Annotated in this window: 14 protein-coding genes; 7 read left to right on the forward strand and 7 right to left on the reverse strand. The window is 68.0% G+C overall.

The genetic code is table 11. From position 1 onward, the window contains the following. Positions 1–152: 152 nt before the first annotated feature. Together OG966_RS39185 and OG966_RS39190 are read right to left on the reverse strand one after the other, a co-directional pair. The gene (locus OG966_RS39185) at positions 153–2,198 is read right to left on the reverse strand and encodes a CocE/NonD family hydrolase (RefSeq protein WP_326654889.1); all 2,046 of its coding nucleotides are present in this window, start codon (positions 2,196–2,198) and stop codon (positions 153–155) included. 78 nt (positions 2,199–2,276) lie between these two features. Continuing rightward, positions 2,277–3,587, reverse strand: a complete 1,311-nt coding sequence (locus OG966_RS39190; RefSeq protein ID WP_326654890.1) for an ATP-grasp domain-containing protein — start codon at positions 3,585–3,587, stop codon at positions 2,277–2,279. 247 nt (positions 3,588–3,834) lie between these two features. Between OG966_RS39190 and pyrF the strand changes: the two genes are divergently transcribed. Further along, on the forward strand, positions 3,835–4,530 hold the full coding sequence (pyrF, locus tag OG966_RS39195) for an orotidine-5'-phosphate decarboxylase (RefSeq protein ID WP_326654891.1): 696 nt from the start codon (positions 3,835–3,837) through the stop codon (positions 4,528–4,530). A 214-nt stretch (positions 4,531–4,744) separates the two neighbouring features. Here pyrF and OG966_RS39200 read toward each other — a convergent pair whose 3' ends face one another. The 3 genes from OG966_RS39200 to OG966_RS39210 all read right to left on the reverse strand — a co-directional run bounded on the left by OG966_RS39200 (position 4,745) and on the right by OG966_RS39210 (position 7,957). Continuing rightward, positions 4,745–5,443, reverse strand: coding sequence for a ribonuclease H family protein (locus tag OG966_RS39200; protein WP_326654892.1), 699 nt, complete (start codon positions 5,441–5,443; stop codon positions 4,745–4,747). A 193-nt stretch (positions 5,444–5,636) separates the two neighbouring features. After that, a complete protein-coding gene (locus OG966_RS39205; protein WP_326654894.1) occupies positions 5,637–6,329 on the reverse strand; it encodes a response regulator in 693 nt (230 codons plus the stop codon). Continuing rightward, positions 6,326–7,957, reverse strand: coding sequence for a sensor histidine kinase (locus OG966_RS39210; protein WP_326655544.1), 1,632 nt, complete (start codon positions 7,955–7,957; stop codon positions 6,326–6,328). Before OG966_RS39210 ends, OG966_RS39205 begins: the two co-directional genes overlap by 4 nt. A 229-nt stretch (positions 7,958–8,186) precedes the next feature. On the opposite strand from OG966_RS39210, the gene OG966_RS39215 reads away from it, so the two are divergent. The 4 genes from OG966_RS39215 to rho all read left to right on the forward strand — a co-directional run bounded on the left by OG966_RS39215 (position 8,187) and on the right by rho (position 12,626). After that, entirely contained in the window at positions 8,187–9,002 is an 816-nt protein-coding gene (locus tag OG966_RS39215) for an ABC transporter ATP-binding protein (RefSeq protein ID WP_326654895.1), read from the forward strand. Beyond that, on the forward strand, positions 8,992–9,861 hold the full coding sequence (locus OG966_RS39220; protein ID WP_326654897.1) for an ABC transporter permease: 870 nt from the start codon (positions 8,992–8,994) through the stop codon (positions 9,859–9,861). The genes OG966_RS39215 and OG966_RS39220 overlap by 11 nt, the downstream gene beginning before the upstream one ends. 43 nt (positions 9,862–9,904) lie before the next feature. Then, positions 9,905–10,939, forward strand: a complete 1,035-nt coding sequence (locus tag OG966_RS39225; protein ID WP_326654898.1) for an ABC transporter substrate-binding protein — start codon at positions 9,905–9,907, stop codon at positions 10,937–10,939. A 547-nt stretch (positions 10,940–11,486) separates the two neighbouring features. Beyond that, complete coding sequence (gene rho, locus OG966_RS39230; RefSeq protein WP_326654899.1) at positions 11,487–12,626, forward strand: transcription termination factor Rho; 1,140 nt, start codon at positions 11,487–11,489, stop codon at positions 12,624–12,626. A gap of 227 nt (positions 12,627–12,853) precedes the next feature. On the opposite strand, the gene OG966_RS39235 is transcribed toward rho, so the two are convergent. Continuing rightward, on the reverse strand, positions 12,854–13,009 hold the full coding sequence (locus tag OG966_RS39235) for a hypothetical protein (RefSeq protein ID WP_326654900.1): 156 nt from the start codon (positions 13,007–13,009) through the stop codon (positions 12,854–12,856). Positions 13,010–13,108: 99 nt separating this feature from the next. Here OG966_RS39235 and OG966_RS39240 point away from each other — a divergent pair, with 99 nt between their 5' ends. Further along, positions 13,109–13,741 (forward strand): ParA family protein, encoded by a 633-nt coding sequence (locus tag OG966_RS39240; protein WP_326654901.1) that lies wholly within the window; start codon positions 13,109–13,111, stop codon positions 13,739–13,741. Continuing rightward, the gene (locus OG966_RS39245) at positions 13,738–13,989 is read left to right on the forward strand and encodes a hypothetical protein (RefSeq protein WP_326654902.1); all 252 of its coding nucleotides are present in this window, start codon (positions 13,738–13,740) and stop codon (positions 13,987–13,989) included. The genes OG966_RS39240 and OG966_RS39245 overlap by 4 nt, the downstream gene beginning before the upstream one ends. 88 nt (positions 13,990–14,077) lie before the next feature. On the opposite strand, the gene OG966_RS39250 is transcribed toward OG966_RS39245, so the two are convergent. Beyond that, positions 14,078–15,457, reverse strand: coding sequence for an MFS transporter (locus OG966_RS39250; RefSeq protein ID WP_326654903.1), 1,380 nt, complete (start codon positions 15,455–15,457; stop codon positions 14,078–14,080). Between the last annotated feature and the right edge of the window lie 300 nt (positions 15,458–15,757).

A 15,757-nucleotide genomic window follows, 5' to 3' on the forward strand; every position in this document is an offset into this window, starting at 1 on the left:
CTTGGCCGACCTTGACGAGCTCCGGGCTGACAGCCGTCCACGCGACCTGCTGGGGCGCGAAGAAGGTCCAGAGCCTTACACCTCATGCACGCAGCGCCGACCGCGGGGCCAACTACCTTCCAGTACAGGGCGGGACCCCGCGGCTGGGCCTGCTACAGCAGGTCACGTGGCACCTTCTCGTTCCACGTGCGCGAGAACACACGCCGATTGCCCTCGTAGCCGTCGACCGTGGCGTCCACAAAGAAGTCCTGCTCGTCCGAGCTGAGCCGGGTCCGGGTCTCCACCCGAACGTCCCAGTCGTCCCGGCGGAACCGCATCGTCCAGGCCGACTCGCCACTGACCGAGGTGAAGTCGTCCGCCACGGCCGCATAGCGCTCGTAGGCGCGACGGCCGACCTCCATGCCGATGTCGTCGATGCGGACCATGCCGCGGTCCTTCACGATCTCCAGTGCCGCGTTGTAGCCGATGAGGTCACGCCTGACTTCCCAGCGTTCTTCGGGAGGAGCCAGCTGGGTGGAGGCGAGGGGCGGTGCTCCCTCGGGTTGGGCGAAGGGGCTGGCCGGCATCTCGTCGGGTTCGCCCGTGGGGCGTACCGGCAGAGTCAAGGAGCTCGAGCCCTCGTACACGCTCAGCAGGACAGGCTTCGGCGGCGGCCAGGCAAGTGGCCAGTACGACGTGGACAGCGACAGCCGGACGCGGTGGCCGGGGGGGAAAGCCTGGGCGACCCCGTTGAGCTGGACCGTTGCCCGGTAGCGGCGGCCGGGTTCCAGGGGCGCGGGCGTCTCCGTGCTGTCCAGGCGGGTCAGGTTGAGGATGCCGTAGGAGACGCGAGTGGCCCGGCCGTCGGGGCTGACGTCGGACAACCGCGCGGCCACCATCGCGACCGGCTCGCTGACCGCGAGGTCCAGTTCGACGGTGGGCGCCCCAAGGATCTCGAGCGTTTCGCCGAGGGGGTCGCTGTCGAACACCAGCGAGCCACCGTCTTCCTCGCGCTGGTCGTACGGCAGGTCCGGCGGTGCGTTGTACGAAGCCCACTTGCCCGCGAACTGGCCCACCGACAGCGGCGATTGCACAGTAATCGCCTCCCCGTCGGCGACGGTCTGCCCCTGCTGGTCATCTTCGTCGGGCGGTCGGATGCGGTGCCGGGTGAGACGGTGTGTGATCTGTTCGATGTGCGGTGACGGCCAGCTGGGCTCGCCGACCCATCGACCCGGCCGTTCCTCGTAGGACGTGGATGGTGGCACGCTCTCCTGCATCCACGTCTGCAGCATGGGTCCGTCCATGACGCCGTTGTCGACGCCCTTGAGCCAGTGGTCCCACCAGCGCACCACCTCCTGGAGGTAGCCGATGGCGGGCCCCGGCTCGCCGAGATGCGGAAACTTGTGCGACCACGGCCCGATCAGTCCCTTGCGGGGTACGTCCAGGTTCCCGAGCAGGCGGGTCACCGCGTTCGAGTAACCGTCGGCCCAGCCGCTGGAGGCGAGGACCGGGCACTGGACCGCCGGGTAGTTCTCGCAGACCGAGGCGTGCCGCCAGTAGTCGTCGCGGCGCTGGTGGCGCAGCCACTCCAGCACCCAGGGGCGAGTGTGCTCGAGCCGTTCGTGCCACATCCGGCGCCAGCGGTCTCCGACCACCGCCGGGTCCGGCGGGCAGGTGCCGTACGCGAACATAGTGCCCGCTTCGGCCAGATTGTCCGACAGCATGGCTCCGCCCATGTAGTGCATGTCGTCGGCGTAGCGGTCGTCCGTGAAGGAAGCGATGACGATGGCGCGCAGACTCGGCGGCTGCCGGGCGGCGACCTGGAGCGCGGCGAAGGCGCCCCAGGAAATCCCCATCATGCCGGTGGTGCCGTCACACCACGGCTGCTCCGCCAGCCAGGCGAGCACTTCTTCGGCATCGGTCTGTTCCTGCTCGAGGTACTCGTCCAGCAGCACCCCTTCGGACTCGCCTGTGCCCCGGGTGTCGACGCGTACGCAGGCGTAGCCGTGGCCGGCGATGTAGGGGTGGTGAATCGAGTCCCGTACGGCGGTCAGGTCGCGCTTGCGGTAGGGGATGTACTCGAGCACCGCGGGCACCGGCTCGTTGTCCGACGATGTGGGCCGCCAGATACGGGCCGACAGCTCGATACCGTCGGACATGGGAATGGCGACGTGCTCTTCTTCCTTCGTCGCGCAGGGCAGATGGGTCACAAAACGCATGTGGCCGTGGTGCTCCTTTCCTTGCGCCCCCTTGTTCCGGTTGTTCCGGACTGCGGGGACTGTCGCCGGCTGTTGCGCCTAGGCGTTCTTCTCGTCCCGGCCGCCCGGAGTGGTCTCGTCCTCGAAGGTGAGTCCGAGCGCCGCCACACAGCGGTCGTACTTGTCCCGCAGCTCCTGTTCATCGCCCCCGCCGGTGAAGATATGAGCCAGCTCGTAGCTGTAGCTGTCCTGGCCGGGCATCTCCGACAGCCGTTCGGCCTCCTTGGGTACGACGTCCACCCGTATGCCCGGGATCTCGCGTTCGATACGCCGCAGGTCCTCGGAGGTGGGCACATGGTGGACCGTTCCGTCGGCGAACCACCTGTGGTACCACTTCGCTGCCATCGCGTAGGGGCCTTGCCGGTGGGGCATCCGTGGGTCCTCGCCCAGCGCCAGGCCGACCATGCAGTGGTGGTTGGGAACGCCGTCGACGTACTGGAACAGCTCTGCGTGCGACTGGGAGTGCCGGGGGTTGATCTCCAGCAGACTGACGTCACCGGTCTTCGGGTCGTAGAAGTACTCCACGCTGAAGGTGGCCGAGTCGAAACCGATCTGGCGCATAACCCGCTCGGTGACATCGTGCAGCTGCTTGATCGCCGTGTCGGGCAGCATCGAGGGGTACTGGTGGCGCAGGAAGCAGGAGGAGTCGGGATAGTTGATGGAGTCGAGTGCCCCGTAGACGGTGACCTCGCCGTTGTGCACATAGCCTTCGACGGCGACCTGGATGCCCGACATCTCCTCCTCGGCCAGGCACACCTGAGCACCGACGCCGTCCATCTCCGGCGGCAGGTCGAGGCGGTCGAGAATGTGCTCGAAGGGCCGTCCGACGCGGGCTATGCCTTCCCGGATCTCGGCGACCGCCGCCCGGAACTCGTCCTCGTCCTTGACGCCGAAGGCGAGTTCCGACGAGTAGGCGAGTGCGGGCTTGAGCCACATCGGGAACCGGACGCCGTCGGGTGGGCGCGGGTCATCGGCGTTCAGGTCGACTCGCCCGAATCGTGGATGACTGTCGGTCACCTTCTGCTGCTCGAGCCGGCTCCAGTACTTGTGCTCGCACTTGACCACGGATTCCAAAGAAGTGCTGCGAGTGCCGTAGCGCTCACTCAGGATGGGCACCATGGTGCTCACGGGGAAGTCCCAGTAGCCGACGATCGCGTCGATCCTGCCGCCGAACCCGTCGAGTATGCGCTGGGCCTTCTCGAGCAGCTCAGGGACGTGTACCTCACCGTCCTGGAGCTCCTCGATGGTCAGCAGGGGATGGAAGCGCAGCGACTGTGCGTCCGGTACGTCGTTGAGGGTCGGAAGGTTGGCCTCGTCCAGGCCGATCACAAAGATATTTTTCTCGGGCACGTGTTCTCGTCCCTCCCGGTCGTCGGAAGCTGATGGAGTACCCGCTCGGGGCGGGCTCATTCGCCGGCGCGACTGATCGCGGCCATGTCGGGTCTCCATCGGTGCAGTTGGCGGCGACCGAGGGCGGCTGTCCCGGCCGGCAGAGCGCCTGCCGCGGTGCGCCGCCGGCCGTCCATGGCGACCACGGTCGGTCTGGGCCGAGAGTCCGGGCGACGGGTGGTTGCCGCGATTGCGTCACAATGACGCCGTGGAACCAACCAACCAGGTCATTGTTGCTTTGGATTTCGACAATCGCCGGACCGCCGAGGACATCGTCGACCGGCTGGGCGATGAGTGCCTCTTCTACAAGGTCGGGCTGGAGCTTCTTACGGCGGCCGGACCCGAATTGGTCCAGCAGCTCGTCGCCCAGGGCAAAGAGGTGTTCCTGGACCTCAAGCTCTTCGAGATCCCCAACTCCGTCGCCGGCGCGGTCCGCGCCGCGGGAACCCTGGGCGCGTCGATGGTGACCGTGCACGGCATGGGTGGCGTCGCCATCATGGCTGCCGCCGTCGCTGCGGCCCGCGACTTCCCAGGGCTGAGCGTCCTCGGCCTGACCGTTGTCACCAGCATGACCGACGCGGACCTGGCCGACGTCGGCATCGGCGGCTCGACCGAGGATCAGGTGTCCCGACTGGCCCGGCTGGCCCGGCACGCTGGTTGTCACGGGGTGATCGCCTCGCCGCAGGATGTCGCGGCATTGCGGGGGTTGCTGGGTGCTGATGCCCTGATCGTCACGCCCGGGGTAACGCTGCCCGGCGAGTCTCCGGCCGAGCATGCCCGCCCTGGTACTCCGCGCGCGGCGGTCGCCGCCGGTGCCTCGCATGTCGTCGTGGGCCGGACGGTCACACGTGCCGCGGACCCGGCAGTCGCACTACAGCGCGTTCACGCCAACCTCATTCTGTAGTCGGGACAACTGCCGGGCTTTGGTGGTCCGGCATCGGCGGCCAGGGCAGGCCGCTGCTCCCCATCGGATGCCTTTTCGCTGCGTACCTGAACGTGTTCGCGTCGCTCGGCGGCCACACCTTCGGGGTGCCGGACGTCGGCGTTGTGCCGGTGCAGTTGGCGGTGCAACTCCCGAATCTGGACAGTGTGGTTGGAGTATGCGGAGTACGGGCAGGTCAACCGGCTTCGGCTGCTCGGCATTCTGGGTGCCCCCAGCCGTTCGGATTCTTCGCGATCAAGTCCTTCGCGGCGTACGGCTTTCCGCAGTGGCACCGGCCCGAGAACTTTGCGCGGATGGTTCCTCCAGGGCGGGACGTGGGCCGCCTCCCGGTCTCCCCCTTTGTTGCAGTGCCGCCGCTGCGGGCTGCCTTCTGCTGCGGGCGCGTGGGGGCGGGCAACTGCGTGGCGCCGTATGAGGTGCCTGCAGCCTGCTGGGTCAGTGCGGTCTCGCTCGCGGCCTGGTCGGCGATCGCGTTGAGGTGGTCTCCGTCTTCCTGGTGGGCCGGGACGTAGCGGAAGTCCACGGTGCGGCCTGCCAGCAGTGCGTCGATGCGTACGACGAGGTCGCGGTTGGCGACGGGTTTGCCGGCAGCGGTCTTCCAGCCGTTTCGTCGCCACCCGGCGATCCACTTGGTCACGGCGTTCATCGCGTACTGCGAGTCCATGCGCACCTCGAGTGGCACGGCCGGGTCGGTCGCCTCCAGCAACTCCAGCAACGCGGTCAGCTCGGCAACATTGTTGGTGGCCTTGCCGAGTGGTCCGGCCTCCCACGACACGGGCTGACCCTGCGTGTCGGCCACGACCCATGCCCAGGCGGCAGGGCCCGGGTTTCCCTTCGATGCCCCGTCACACGCGGCAGTGATGCGATTAGCCATCCCTCGATCATGCCAGCGCCCGCAGCCTTCCAGAAAGCGTATGCGGGCAGTGACACCAGGCAGACGCGGCGTGCAGCCCCACCTCCGCCCAAGAGCGGCCGCCCCCAGAGGGTGCGGGCCCCTGTCACGACGGCGTGTCACCCGCGCAACCGCAGCGCAGGGTGAGGGACGCCGTCGGTGCCCCACGCTCCCCTCAGTGCACCTTCGCCCACGTGTAGAGGTGCTCTGGGCGGCCGGTGTCGCCGTATTTCAGGCTGAGAGTGATGTGGCCCACGCCCTCGAGGTACTTGAGGTACCGCTGGGCGGTGGAGCGGCTGATGCCGGCGCGTCCCGCGACTTCGTGTGCGGGCAGGGGGTGCCCGGCGTCGCCGAGGACGCGGCGGATGAGGTCCACGGTAGGTGCGGAGTGGCCTTTGGGCAGTTCGGGCGGGGCGACGTCAGCGGCTCTGAGTGCGCCGAAGATGCGGTCCACCTGCTCCTGGCCCGCAGAGCCGCGTCCGCCCACGCCCTCGAGGGTGCGGCGCAGTGTCGCGTAACCCTCGAGCTTTGCCCGCAGCCCGGCAAAGGTGAACGGCTTGACCAGGTACTGCAGTGCGCCGTACCGCATCGCAGCCTGGACGGTGGCGATGTCGCTGGCCGCCGTCACCATGATCACGTCGGCCTGGTGGCCGAGCTGACGCATTCGCCGTACCAGGGTCAGGCCGGTCTCGTCCGGCAGGTAGTGGTCGAGAAGGACAAGGTCGACGTGGGTACGTTCGAGGGTGGCCATGGCCTGGGCGGCGGTGTGGGCCCGGGCCGCGACGCGGAACCCGGTCATCTTGCCCACGTACGCCGCGTTGATCTCGGCGACGCGGAAGTCGTCGTCCACGACCAGTACGTCAATCATCGTGACTCTCCTGCGACGGTGAGTTGACGGATGGGGGCGTCGTCCCCGGCGAGTGCCTCGGGCAGTACGACGGTGAAGACCGCGCCACCACCCGCGCGTGCCGTGACCCGGGCCATGCCGCCGTACCGCTCGGCCAGCCGCCGCACCAGGGCGAGGCCGAGCCCGCGGCCGCGGTGTGCGGGGGACTGTTTGGTCGACCAGCCTTCGGCGAAGACCTGGTCGCGCATCCCGGGCGGCACCCCGGGCCCGGTGTCGGAGACCCGCAGGACCACTGTGGTGCGCTCGGCCCGCAGTTCGACCTCGACGAACGGGTCTGCCGAGCGGTGTGCGGCAGCGTCGAGTGCGTTGTCGACGAGATTGCCGAGTACGGTCACCAGGTCACGCGGATCGATCACCCGGTCGGGCAGCAGCGTCGACGCGGAGACGCGCAGGGCCACGCCGCGTTCGGCTGCGATGGCCGCCTTGCCGACGAGCAGCGCCGATACCAGGGGATCGTGCACGCGTCCGGCGACATGTTCGGCGGAGGCCCGTCGGGTATCGGCGACTTCGGCGACAAACTCCACCGCCTCGTCGTGCAGGCCGAGTTCGAGCAGCCCGAGCAGGGTGTGCAGCCGGTTGGCATGCTCGTGGTCCTGGGCGCGCAGTGCGTCGAGCAATCCGTGGGTGCTGTCCAGTTCGCGGCCGAGGAGCTCCAGTTCGGTGCGGTCGCGCAGGGTGGCCACCGCCCCGCCGTCCTCGGTCGGCATCCGGTTGGCGACCAGCACCCGGCCCCCGCTGACGGTGAGCAGGTCCTCCCCGTCGACCCGTCCTGTCAGTACGTCCGTTGTACGCCCTTGGGGCAGCACCTCGTCCAGGGGGCGTCCGGTGTCGTGCTCGCCGAGGCCGAGAAGCCGCTGCGCCTCATCGTTGGCCAGGCGGATCCGGCCCTGCCTGTCGAGTGCGACCACGCCCTCGCGGATGCCGTGCAGCATTGCCTCGCGCTCCTCGAGCAGCGCGGAGATATCGGCGAACGCGAGTCCATGCGTTCGCCGTTGCAGTCTGCGTGAGACACCGATCGCGGCCAGTACGCCCACGGCGAGTACCGCGCCTGCGTACAGCAGCAGTCCGGGGACGGCGCCGAGCAGCCGCTCGCGCACGCTGTCGTAGGCGATTCCCACCGATACCGCGCCGACGATCTTCCCGGTGGCGTCGCGCAGCGGCACTTTGGCGCGGGCGGAGCGCCCCAGTGTGCCGTTGTCGATCTGCATGACGTCATGGCCGGAGAGCGCGACGCTGGGGTCGGTGGACACATGGTGGCCGATCCGTGCCGCCTCGGTGTGCGACCAGCGCACACCGCGGGTGTCCATCGCCACGACGTACAGAGCCCCGGTGGCGTGACGGATCCGCTCGGCTCGCTGCTGCACGGGGCCGTGCCGGCTCGGTTCGGTGGTGAGCAGGTCGTGGGTGACCTCCGGGTCGGCGGCGGTGGTCTGGGCGATGGAGAGCGCTTGGCGCATCGCCTGTTCGTCGAGCTGGGAGCTGAGCGGGGCGAGGAAGAGCCCGGTGGCGAGCAGGATGACCCCGATGGTGATGGCCAGCTGCGCGGCCAGCACCTGGGCGAAGACGCGTCGGGGCCAGCGGATCCGCATACGGGTCACCTCTGCCTCCCGGTCCCTGGCACCCTCGCGGAACTGACTGTTCCGATTCATGTCACCGTGAACGCACGGTAATCGCGGCCGGGGCCGGTGCCCAGACCCTGTAACGCATCCGTTGTTGTAGCGCGAGCAAAACGAGCAGAACAGGGGTTTGTGAGCAGAAGGAGGAGTTGCGCCCACAAGGCTGCCGCTGTGGCACGGACCACATCTAGCGTCCCGCCCCATGAACAGCCAAACAAGCCCCGCCATCGAGCTACGAGGGGCGAGCAAAGCGTTCCGGACCCCGTCCGGTGCTCTCCACATCGCCATCAGGGATCTCGACCTGACCGTGGGCCGCGGTGAGTTCGTCGCGGTGGTCGGACCCACCGGATGCGGCAAGTCCACGACGCTGACCCTGGTCAGCGGACTGGAAGAGCCCACCGAGGGCGAGGTGCTGGTGGGGGGCGAGCCGGTCCGCGGCATCGGCGACAAGGTCGGCTTCGTGTTCCAGCAGGACGCTGTCTTCCCCTGGCGCACCGTGCTGTCGAACGTGATGGCCGGTCCCCGCTTCCGCGGCACGCCGAAGGCCGAAGCGAAGGAGCGGGCCCGCGAGTGGCTCGCCCGGGTCGGGCTCTCATCCTTTGAGGACCGGTACCCGCATCAGCTGTCGGGTGGCCAGCGCAAGCGTGTCGCCCTGGCGGCGACCTTCGTCAACGACCCCGAGATCCTGCTCATGGACGAGCCGTTCTCGGCGCTCGACGTACAGACTCGCGCGCTGATGTCCGACGAACTGCTGGAGCTGTGGTCCGGGACCGGCGCCTCGGTCGTCTTCGTCACCCACGACCTGGAGGAGTCGATCGCGCTCGCCGACAAGGTCGTGGTCATGACGGCCGGCCCGGCGACGGTCAAGGAGGTCTTCGAGATCGACCTCCCACGGCCCCGCAAGGTCGAGTCGGTGCGGCTGGAGCCGCGGTTCATCGAGATCTACCGGGAGATCTGGTCCTCGCTCGGCGAAGAGGTGCGTATCACCCGCGAGAGGGGTGCCTTCGATGCCGCCTGAGACCATTGCCGCACCGGTAGCCGCCGTGAAGGCCGGTACAGAACGGACGCAGGCCCGGGCGCGGGCAGCCCGCAACCACAGGCTCCTGGTCTACGGCACCCGGGTGCTGCTGCTCCTCGCGGTCATCGGGCTCTGGGAGTGGCTCGCCCGCTCCGCCGTCATCGATCCCTTCAACTTCTCGATGCCGTCGAAGATCTGGGACCAGATCACCACGTGGGCGCTGCACGGCACCCCGCAAGGCTCCCTGTGGGAGCAGATCTGGTACACCCTCTACGAGGCGCTCTTCGGCTGGATCATCGGCGTGATCGGCGGTGTGGTGCTGGGTATCGCGCTCGGCCGGGTCCGCTTTCTCGCCGATGTGCTCGGCCCCTACATCAAGGTGCTCAACGCGCTGCCGCGCATCGTCCTCGCCCCGATCTTCCTCATCTGGTTCGGCCTCGGACCGGCCTCGAAGGTCGCTTCGGCCGTCGTGCTGGTCTTCTTCCCGGTCTTCTTCAACGCCTTCCAGGGCGCACGGGAGGTCGATCGCAACCTCGTCGACAATTCCCGCATTCTGGGCGCGAGCAACCGCCAGGTCACCCTTCAGGTGGTCATCCCTTCCGCCACCTCGTGGATCTTCACCAGCCTGCACGTCAGCTTCGGGTTCGCGCTGATCGGCGCCATCGTCGGCGAGTACATCGGCGCGACCAAGGGCATCGGCCTGCTCGTCTCCGCCTCCCAGGGCACCTTCAACGCGGCAGGCGTGTACGCGGCCATGGTGATTCTCGCCGTCGTCGCACTGCTCGCCGAAGGGCTGCTCACCTTCTTGGAGAAACGGCTGTTCCGCTGGAAGCCCGTGGAAGCCGGCGCAGACCGCTGAGGCCTCCACTTTCCCCGTAATCGCTCGTCCTAAGGACATCACCATGCGCAGATTCGTCAAGATCTCGGCAGCCGCGGCGGCCGCGACGCTCGCCCTCACCAGCCTCACCGCCTGCGGCAACGATTCCTCCGCCGCCGGCAAGGAGAGCGGCGGCAAGGTCAAGATCATGGTCGGCGGCCTCGACAAGGTCATCTACTTGCCCGCGATGCTCACCCAGCAGCTCGGCTACTTCAAGGAGCAGGGCATCGACGTCCAGCTGCTCACCGAGCCGGCCGGCGTGCAGGCCACCACCTCGCTCGTCTCCGGTGACGTGCAGGGCGTCGTCGGCTTCTACGACCACACGCTCGACCTGCAGGTCAAGGGCAAGCAGGTGGAATCGGTGGTGCAGTTCTCGCACGCGCCCGGTGAGGTCGAGGTGGTCTCCAACAAGGCGGCGGGCGACATCACGTCCCCCAAGGACTTCAAGGGCCAGAAGCTCGGCGTCACCGGCCTTGGCTCGTCCACGGACTTCCTCACCAAGTACCTCGCCGTCAACGACGGTGTGAAGACAAGTGAGTTCACGCCGGTGGCCGTCGGCGCGGGGCAGACCTTCATCTCGGCCCTCCAGCAAGGTTCGATCCAGGGCGGCATGACCACCGACCCGACCGTCGCGCAGATCCTGGACAAGAAGCTCGGCAAGGTCCTGATCGACATGCGTACGCCCGAAGGCTCCGAGAAGGCTCTCGGCGGCCCCTATCCCTCCTCCAGCCTCTACATGAACACCGACTGGGTGAACAGCCACAAGGAGCAGGTGCAAAAGCTGGCCACCGCCTTCGTGAAGACCCTCAAGTGGATGTCCACCCATACGCCCGAAGAGATCGCCGCGAAGATGCCCGCCGACTACGCGAAGGGCGGCAAGGAGCTGTACGCGCAGTCGATCAAGAGCACGCTGCCCATGTTCACGGCGGACGGAGTCATGCCGGCGAACGGACCGGAGACCGTCGAGCGCGTCCTGAAGGCATTCAACCCGAACCTGAAGAACGCCACGGTGGACCTGAGCAAGACCTACACCACCGAATTTGTCAAGAACGCGGGCTGACCGGCGCAGCAGCGGCCTCCGGCCACCACCAGCACCCCGAGGCATCCATCGGGCGCGGTGGCCGGAGGCCGCGTCGTCATGTTCGCGGCGGCCCAGTCGCCGACTCGTCGCACTTCTTCGTCGTCAGGTGCGGGGAGAAGTTGGCACAGACGACGGGCGATACGGACGTGTGCCGGGGAGCGCGTGCGGGCCGGGCGGCAGAACTCCGGGACCTGGAGCACCTGTTGTCGGTCGTGTCCCGTACAAGCCGTCCCACCAGGCGCGTGGTCACTGGGGCGAATGGGCTCCGCAACACGGCCGCTGGCATCCCCTGGCGCTGAGTGGTATCTTCCGAGCAGCACGTGTGTACGCCTTCACCTCGGCGCCAGTGCTTGTTTCCCTCTTTTCGCTGTTACGCCCGTCTGTTCATGACCGGCAGTCCAGCTCTCAGCACCAGATCTTCCTCCCGGTCCTCGGCCTCCGGCCCTCGGCCCTTTGCCCGCCGCACGATGCGTAACTCTGCGGCATCATCCGGGCCTTCCTTCATCATGTCCGCGAAAGGACCTGTGTGACCAGCACTCTCGAAATCCCCTCTGTCCAGCAACAACTACCGGTTCAAGCCGTCGGCGTCCTCGACATCACCAGCAACGGGCAGGGCTTCCTCCGCACCCGAGGGCTTATGCCGAACACGGGCGACGTCCAGGTGTCAGCCGCCCAGATCCGCCAACACGGCCTGCGGAAGGGCGATGCCATCGAAGGCCGCGTCGGCCGGCCGCGCTCCCTCGCCCAGGTGGAGATGGCCAACGGCCGCCCACCGAAGGAGCTCCGCGGCCGTCCGCACTTCGCCGACCTCACCCCGCTCCACCCCCGGCAACGCCTGCAACTCGAACACGGAGCGGGGAGCCTGACAACACGGCTCGTCGACCTGGTCGCGCCCGTCGGCAAGGGGCAGCGCGGGCTCATTGTCGCGCCGCCCAAGACCGGCAAGACGGTGCTTCTGCAGCAACTGGCTGCCGCCGTGTCCGCCAACCATCCCGAGTGCCATCTCATGGTGGTGTTGCTCGACGAACGCCCTGAAGAAGTCACCGACATGCGCCGTTCGGTACGAGGTGAAGTGCTCGCCTCGACCTTCGACCGCTCTGCCAAGGAACACATCGCCCTTGCCGAACTCGCGGTGGAGCGAGCGAAGCGGCTTGTGGAGCAGGGCCAGGACGTCGTTATTCTGCTGGATTCCCTCACCCGGCTGTGCCGGGCGCACAACAACGCGGCGGCCTCGGGCGGCCGAACCCTCAGCGGCGGCGTGGACGCCGCGGCCGTACAGGGCCCCAAGCGTCTCTTCGGAGCCGCCCGCCTCGCCGAGGAAGGAGGCTCTCTGACCATCCTCGCCACCGCGCTGGTCGACACCGGATCCCGCGCTGACGACTACTTCTTCGAAGAGCTGAAGAGCACGGGCAACATGGAGCTCCGACTGGACCGCGCGCTGGCGGACAGACGGATCTTCCCGGCCGTCGCCATCACCCCCTCCGGCACTCGGCGCGAAGAACTCCTGCGTTCTCCCGCGGAGTTGGCAGCGCTGCGTGGGCTGCGCCGCGCTCTTCACTCGCGGGACGTGCAGCCGGCCCTGGAGACCCTGCTCGACCGGATCCGGCATACGCCGAACAACGCCACGTTCCTGCGGCAGATCCACCACACAGTCCCCGCGGCCTGACGGCCGAGCACGACACAAGCGCCGGTGGCACAGCCACTGAGGCTGCGTGCGAGAGCAGCCGCGGCCAGGGGTTGCCCATGCATGGCCGTCGCCCCGAAGAGGGGGCACCCGTGTCAACCTTGCCGCCGTGAGCCTCATGAGCCGTCGACGTCCTCTCCGGCAGTCCGGACTCCAGTATCACCAAGGTGCTGCCTGCCCTCGGTATCGGCCGCAACCGGCTGCGGCAGCTATCCGTACTTCCAGGTGATCGCGAAGCCGCCGACGTGGCTGCGCTCGATGCCGCGCCGGCAGAGCCGGATGACCGGCCGGCGATTGTCGTGGCGAAGGCGGGGCATCGTGAACACGGCCGACTTCGACGACCTGCCGGCGATCGCGGCACTCATGGTGCCGTCGGCGCGGCGCCCGCCAGTGGGAGCGGGTAGCGGCTCGCCGAGGATTGGGTGTTTCTCTTGCGAATTATGCCTGAGTGCTACGGTTTGCGAGTGCTGTTGAGCTGTGCGTTCGTGAATCTCAAGCCGGGAGTCGGCAAAACGACGAGCGCGATCTGGCTGGCCCACGCGCTCCACGAGTCGGGCATGTCTCCCCTCTTTGTCGACGGGGATCCGGCTGGTTCCGCCCTGCGCTGGAGCGATCTGGCCGACGGATTCCCGTTCCCGGTGGTCGCCCTGCCGGTCGGTGATGTGCACCGCCGGGTCGGCGACTTCGTCGGTGACCGGCGGGCGGTCGTCTTCGACGCTCCGCAGCTGGAAGACCATGCACGTATTGCCCGCAGCATCATGCGCCACGCGAACGAGTGGATCATCCCCGTGACGCCGGCGCCCATCGAGCTCGACCGGATGGCGCCCATCCGGACGGAGATGGACGACGTGGAGTCCCTGCGCGCCGAGCCGGCACGCACCGCGGTACTGCTCAACCGCACCAATCGCCATGAGCCCACTCGTACCGGTCCGGATGCCGACGCGCGCGAGGTGCTCACCGAGCGCGGCTACGACGTATTGGCGACGCAGATCCCCCGGCTCGACCTGTACTCCCAGTCATTCGGCATGCAAGTCAAGGTCAAAGGGTCGGCCTATATGGACCTCGCGGAGGAACTCATGAAGCGGCACACGGCGTGAGCCGACGCAAGGACAGCTACCGTGCAGCCCTGCACCGGAATCCGGAACCGCCGGGCATGACCAAGGTTGCCGTGCTCCGTAACCGATACGTTCAGGTGACTGTCGAGTTGGCCCCGGAGGTGCACCGTGAACTCGTCCATTGGGCCGGCCCTCCCATGGCTCTCCTCGGCGTGGCCGGAGCGACTGTCTCGCAGGCCTGGCGCATGCTGACCTCCTGCATGCCCGATTCGGGTAACTCCTCGGCCTGACGAGATCGTCCCGATGTCGCTGCAAGTGCCGGTGTCGGCCGGCCCGGTGGGCGGCCCGTCACGGTCGTGTCTGCGGCCTGCACCGCTTTCAGCAGCGGCGGGTCTGGTAGGGCACGGGGGAGGGTACTGGGCCGGTCGGTGTCGGGCACCGGGTCAAGGCGACGAGACAGGTCAGCGCGATCCCGCCTGCAATGACGAACAAGGTGGTGCGGATCCCGTCGGCGGTGGCGATTCGAAGCTGTTCGCCGGAGAGGTCGTCGAGGCCGGCGGTCGCGACCAGGACGAGGATGGCGAGTCCGACAGCTGCGCCCATGCCGGAGCCGGTGGAGGCGATACCTGAGGCGATGCCCTGTTCGCGGTCGGAGATTCCGGTGGCGGCGGCGATGAACATGGCGGTGAAGACCACGCCGTCACCGATGCTGAGCGCCACCAGGCCGGGGATCAGTTCGCCGTACGCTCCGTCCGGCGAGATCGCGAGGCCGAGCCCTGCGGCACCGAGCGCACCGATGGCGAGGGCGGCGACCAGCGTGCCTCGAAGACCGAACCGCGTCACCAACTGGCCCGCTGTTGTCGAGCCGGCGACCACCACCGCCGTGGGGATGAGAAAGCCGGCGCCGGTCTGTAACGCGTCGTAGCCCAGGATTTCCTGGAAGTAGATGGACAGGAAATAGAGCACCGAGCCGAAGGTCGCCATGAACATGAACGCAATGACGACGCCAGTGATGAGGTTGCGGTGGGAGAGCAGCCGGGGCGGCATGAGCGGGTCGTCACTGCGCCGCTCGACGATGGCGAAGACTCCGATCAGCAGTACGCCCGCAGCCGCGCTGACGAGGATGCCCGGCGAGAGCCAGCCCCAGCCGGGGCCCTGCACCAGAGCGAACACCGTCAACGTGACGCCCAGAGTGACGCTGAGCGCACCGGGCAGATCGAACTTGCGGCCCCTCTCGCGCTCGCCGTCCGGGGGGATCAGCACGAAGGCAAGCAGCAGCGCAGGTCCCGCCAAGGCAACGTTGACCAGGAACACCGCTTCCCAGCCGAACGCCTGAGTCAGAAGACCACCGAGCAGCACACCGATCACGAGTCCCGCAGCGCCTGCACCGCCCCAGATCCCCAAAGCGCGATTGCGCATCCGGCCTTCCGCGAATGTGGTGTTGATGAGCGCCAAGGTGGTGGGGAAGACGAGGGCTCCGCCGAAACCTTGGAAGGCACGGGCGGCGAGCAGCATCCCGGGCCCGGTCGCGAGTCCGCCCGCCAGCGCTGCACCCGCATAGAGACCGAGGCCAGTGGCCAGAATGCGGCGACGTCCGAGCAGGTCGGCTGCGCGCCCGCCGAACAGCAGGAAGCCGGCCGACGCCACCGCGTAGGCGCTGATGACCGACTGGAGCGTCTGCGCCGAATAGCCGAGGTCGCGCGCGATGTCGGGCAGTGCCACCACCACGATGTACTGGTCGAGCGAAACGATCAGCATGGCGAAGGACAGGAGTGCCAGTGTCGCGGTGTCACGGTTCCAACCCAGACTGCCTGGCGCAGATGACGAATCGACAGGGCGCAACGGCAGCACTCCTGGTGATCGGGCAGGTCTGCGCATACGGCCTGCGGGATGTTCAGCCGGTTCGGGGAGCGGTCCTCGCCGGGAGCAGACACTCGCCAAGACCCTACACAGCTCACCGTCACCGACCCGTGCGCCGACTCGCCGACGCCCGCGGGGCCGTGTCTCCGGCAGATCCACAGCGCGGCGCCGCACTCCCGTCGCCGCGGCGCAACCAAC

Origin of the sequence: Streptomyces sp. NBC_01750 (assembly GCF_035918095.1) — a bacterium.
Taxonomy (GTDB): domain Bacteria; phylum Actinomycetota; class Actinomycetes; order Streptomycetales; family Streptomycetaceae; genus Streptomyces.

Coding starts and splice junctions, on each gene's coding strand:
- OG966_RS39210 (WP_326655544.1), bottom strand. CDS start 7,957: ATGCGGATCCGCTGGCCCCGACGCGTCTTCGCCCAGGTGCTGGCCGCG.
- OG966_RS39220 (WP_326654897.1), top strand. CDS start 8,992: ATGCCGCCTGAGACCATTGCCGCACCGGTAGCCGCCGTGAAGGCCGGT.
- OG966_RS39235 (WP_326654900.1), bottom strand. CDS start 13,009: ATGAGTGCCGCGATCGCCGGCAGGTCGTCGAAGTCGGCCGTGTTCACG.
- OG966_RS39185 (WP_326654889.1), bottom strand. CDS start 2,198: ATGCGTTTTGTGACCCATCTGCCCTGCGCGACGAAGGAAGAAGAGCAC.
- OG966_RS39205 (WP_326654894.1), bottom strand. CDS start 6,329: ATGATTGACGTACTGGTCGTGGACGACGACTTCCGCGTCGCCGAGATC.
- OG966_RS39250 (WP_326654903.1), bottom strand. CDS start 15,457: ATGCTGATCGTTTCGCTCGACCAGTACATCGTGGTGGTGGCACTGCCC.
- OG966_RS39225 (WP_326654898.1), top strand. CDS start 9,905: ATGCGCAGATTCGTCAAGATCTCGGCAGCCGCGGCGGCCGCGACGCTC.
- OG966_RS39215 (WP_326654895.1), top strand. CDS start 8,187: ATGAACAGCCAAACAAGCCCCGCCATCGAGCTACGAGGGGCGAGCAAA.
- OG966_RS39200 (WP_326654892.1), bottom strand. CDS start 5,443: ATGGCTAATCGCATCACTGCCGCGTGTGACGGGGCATCGAAGGGAAAC.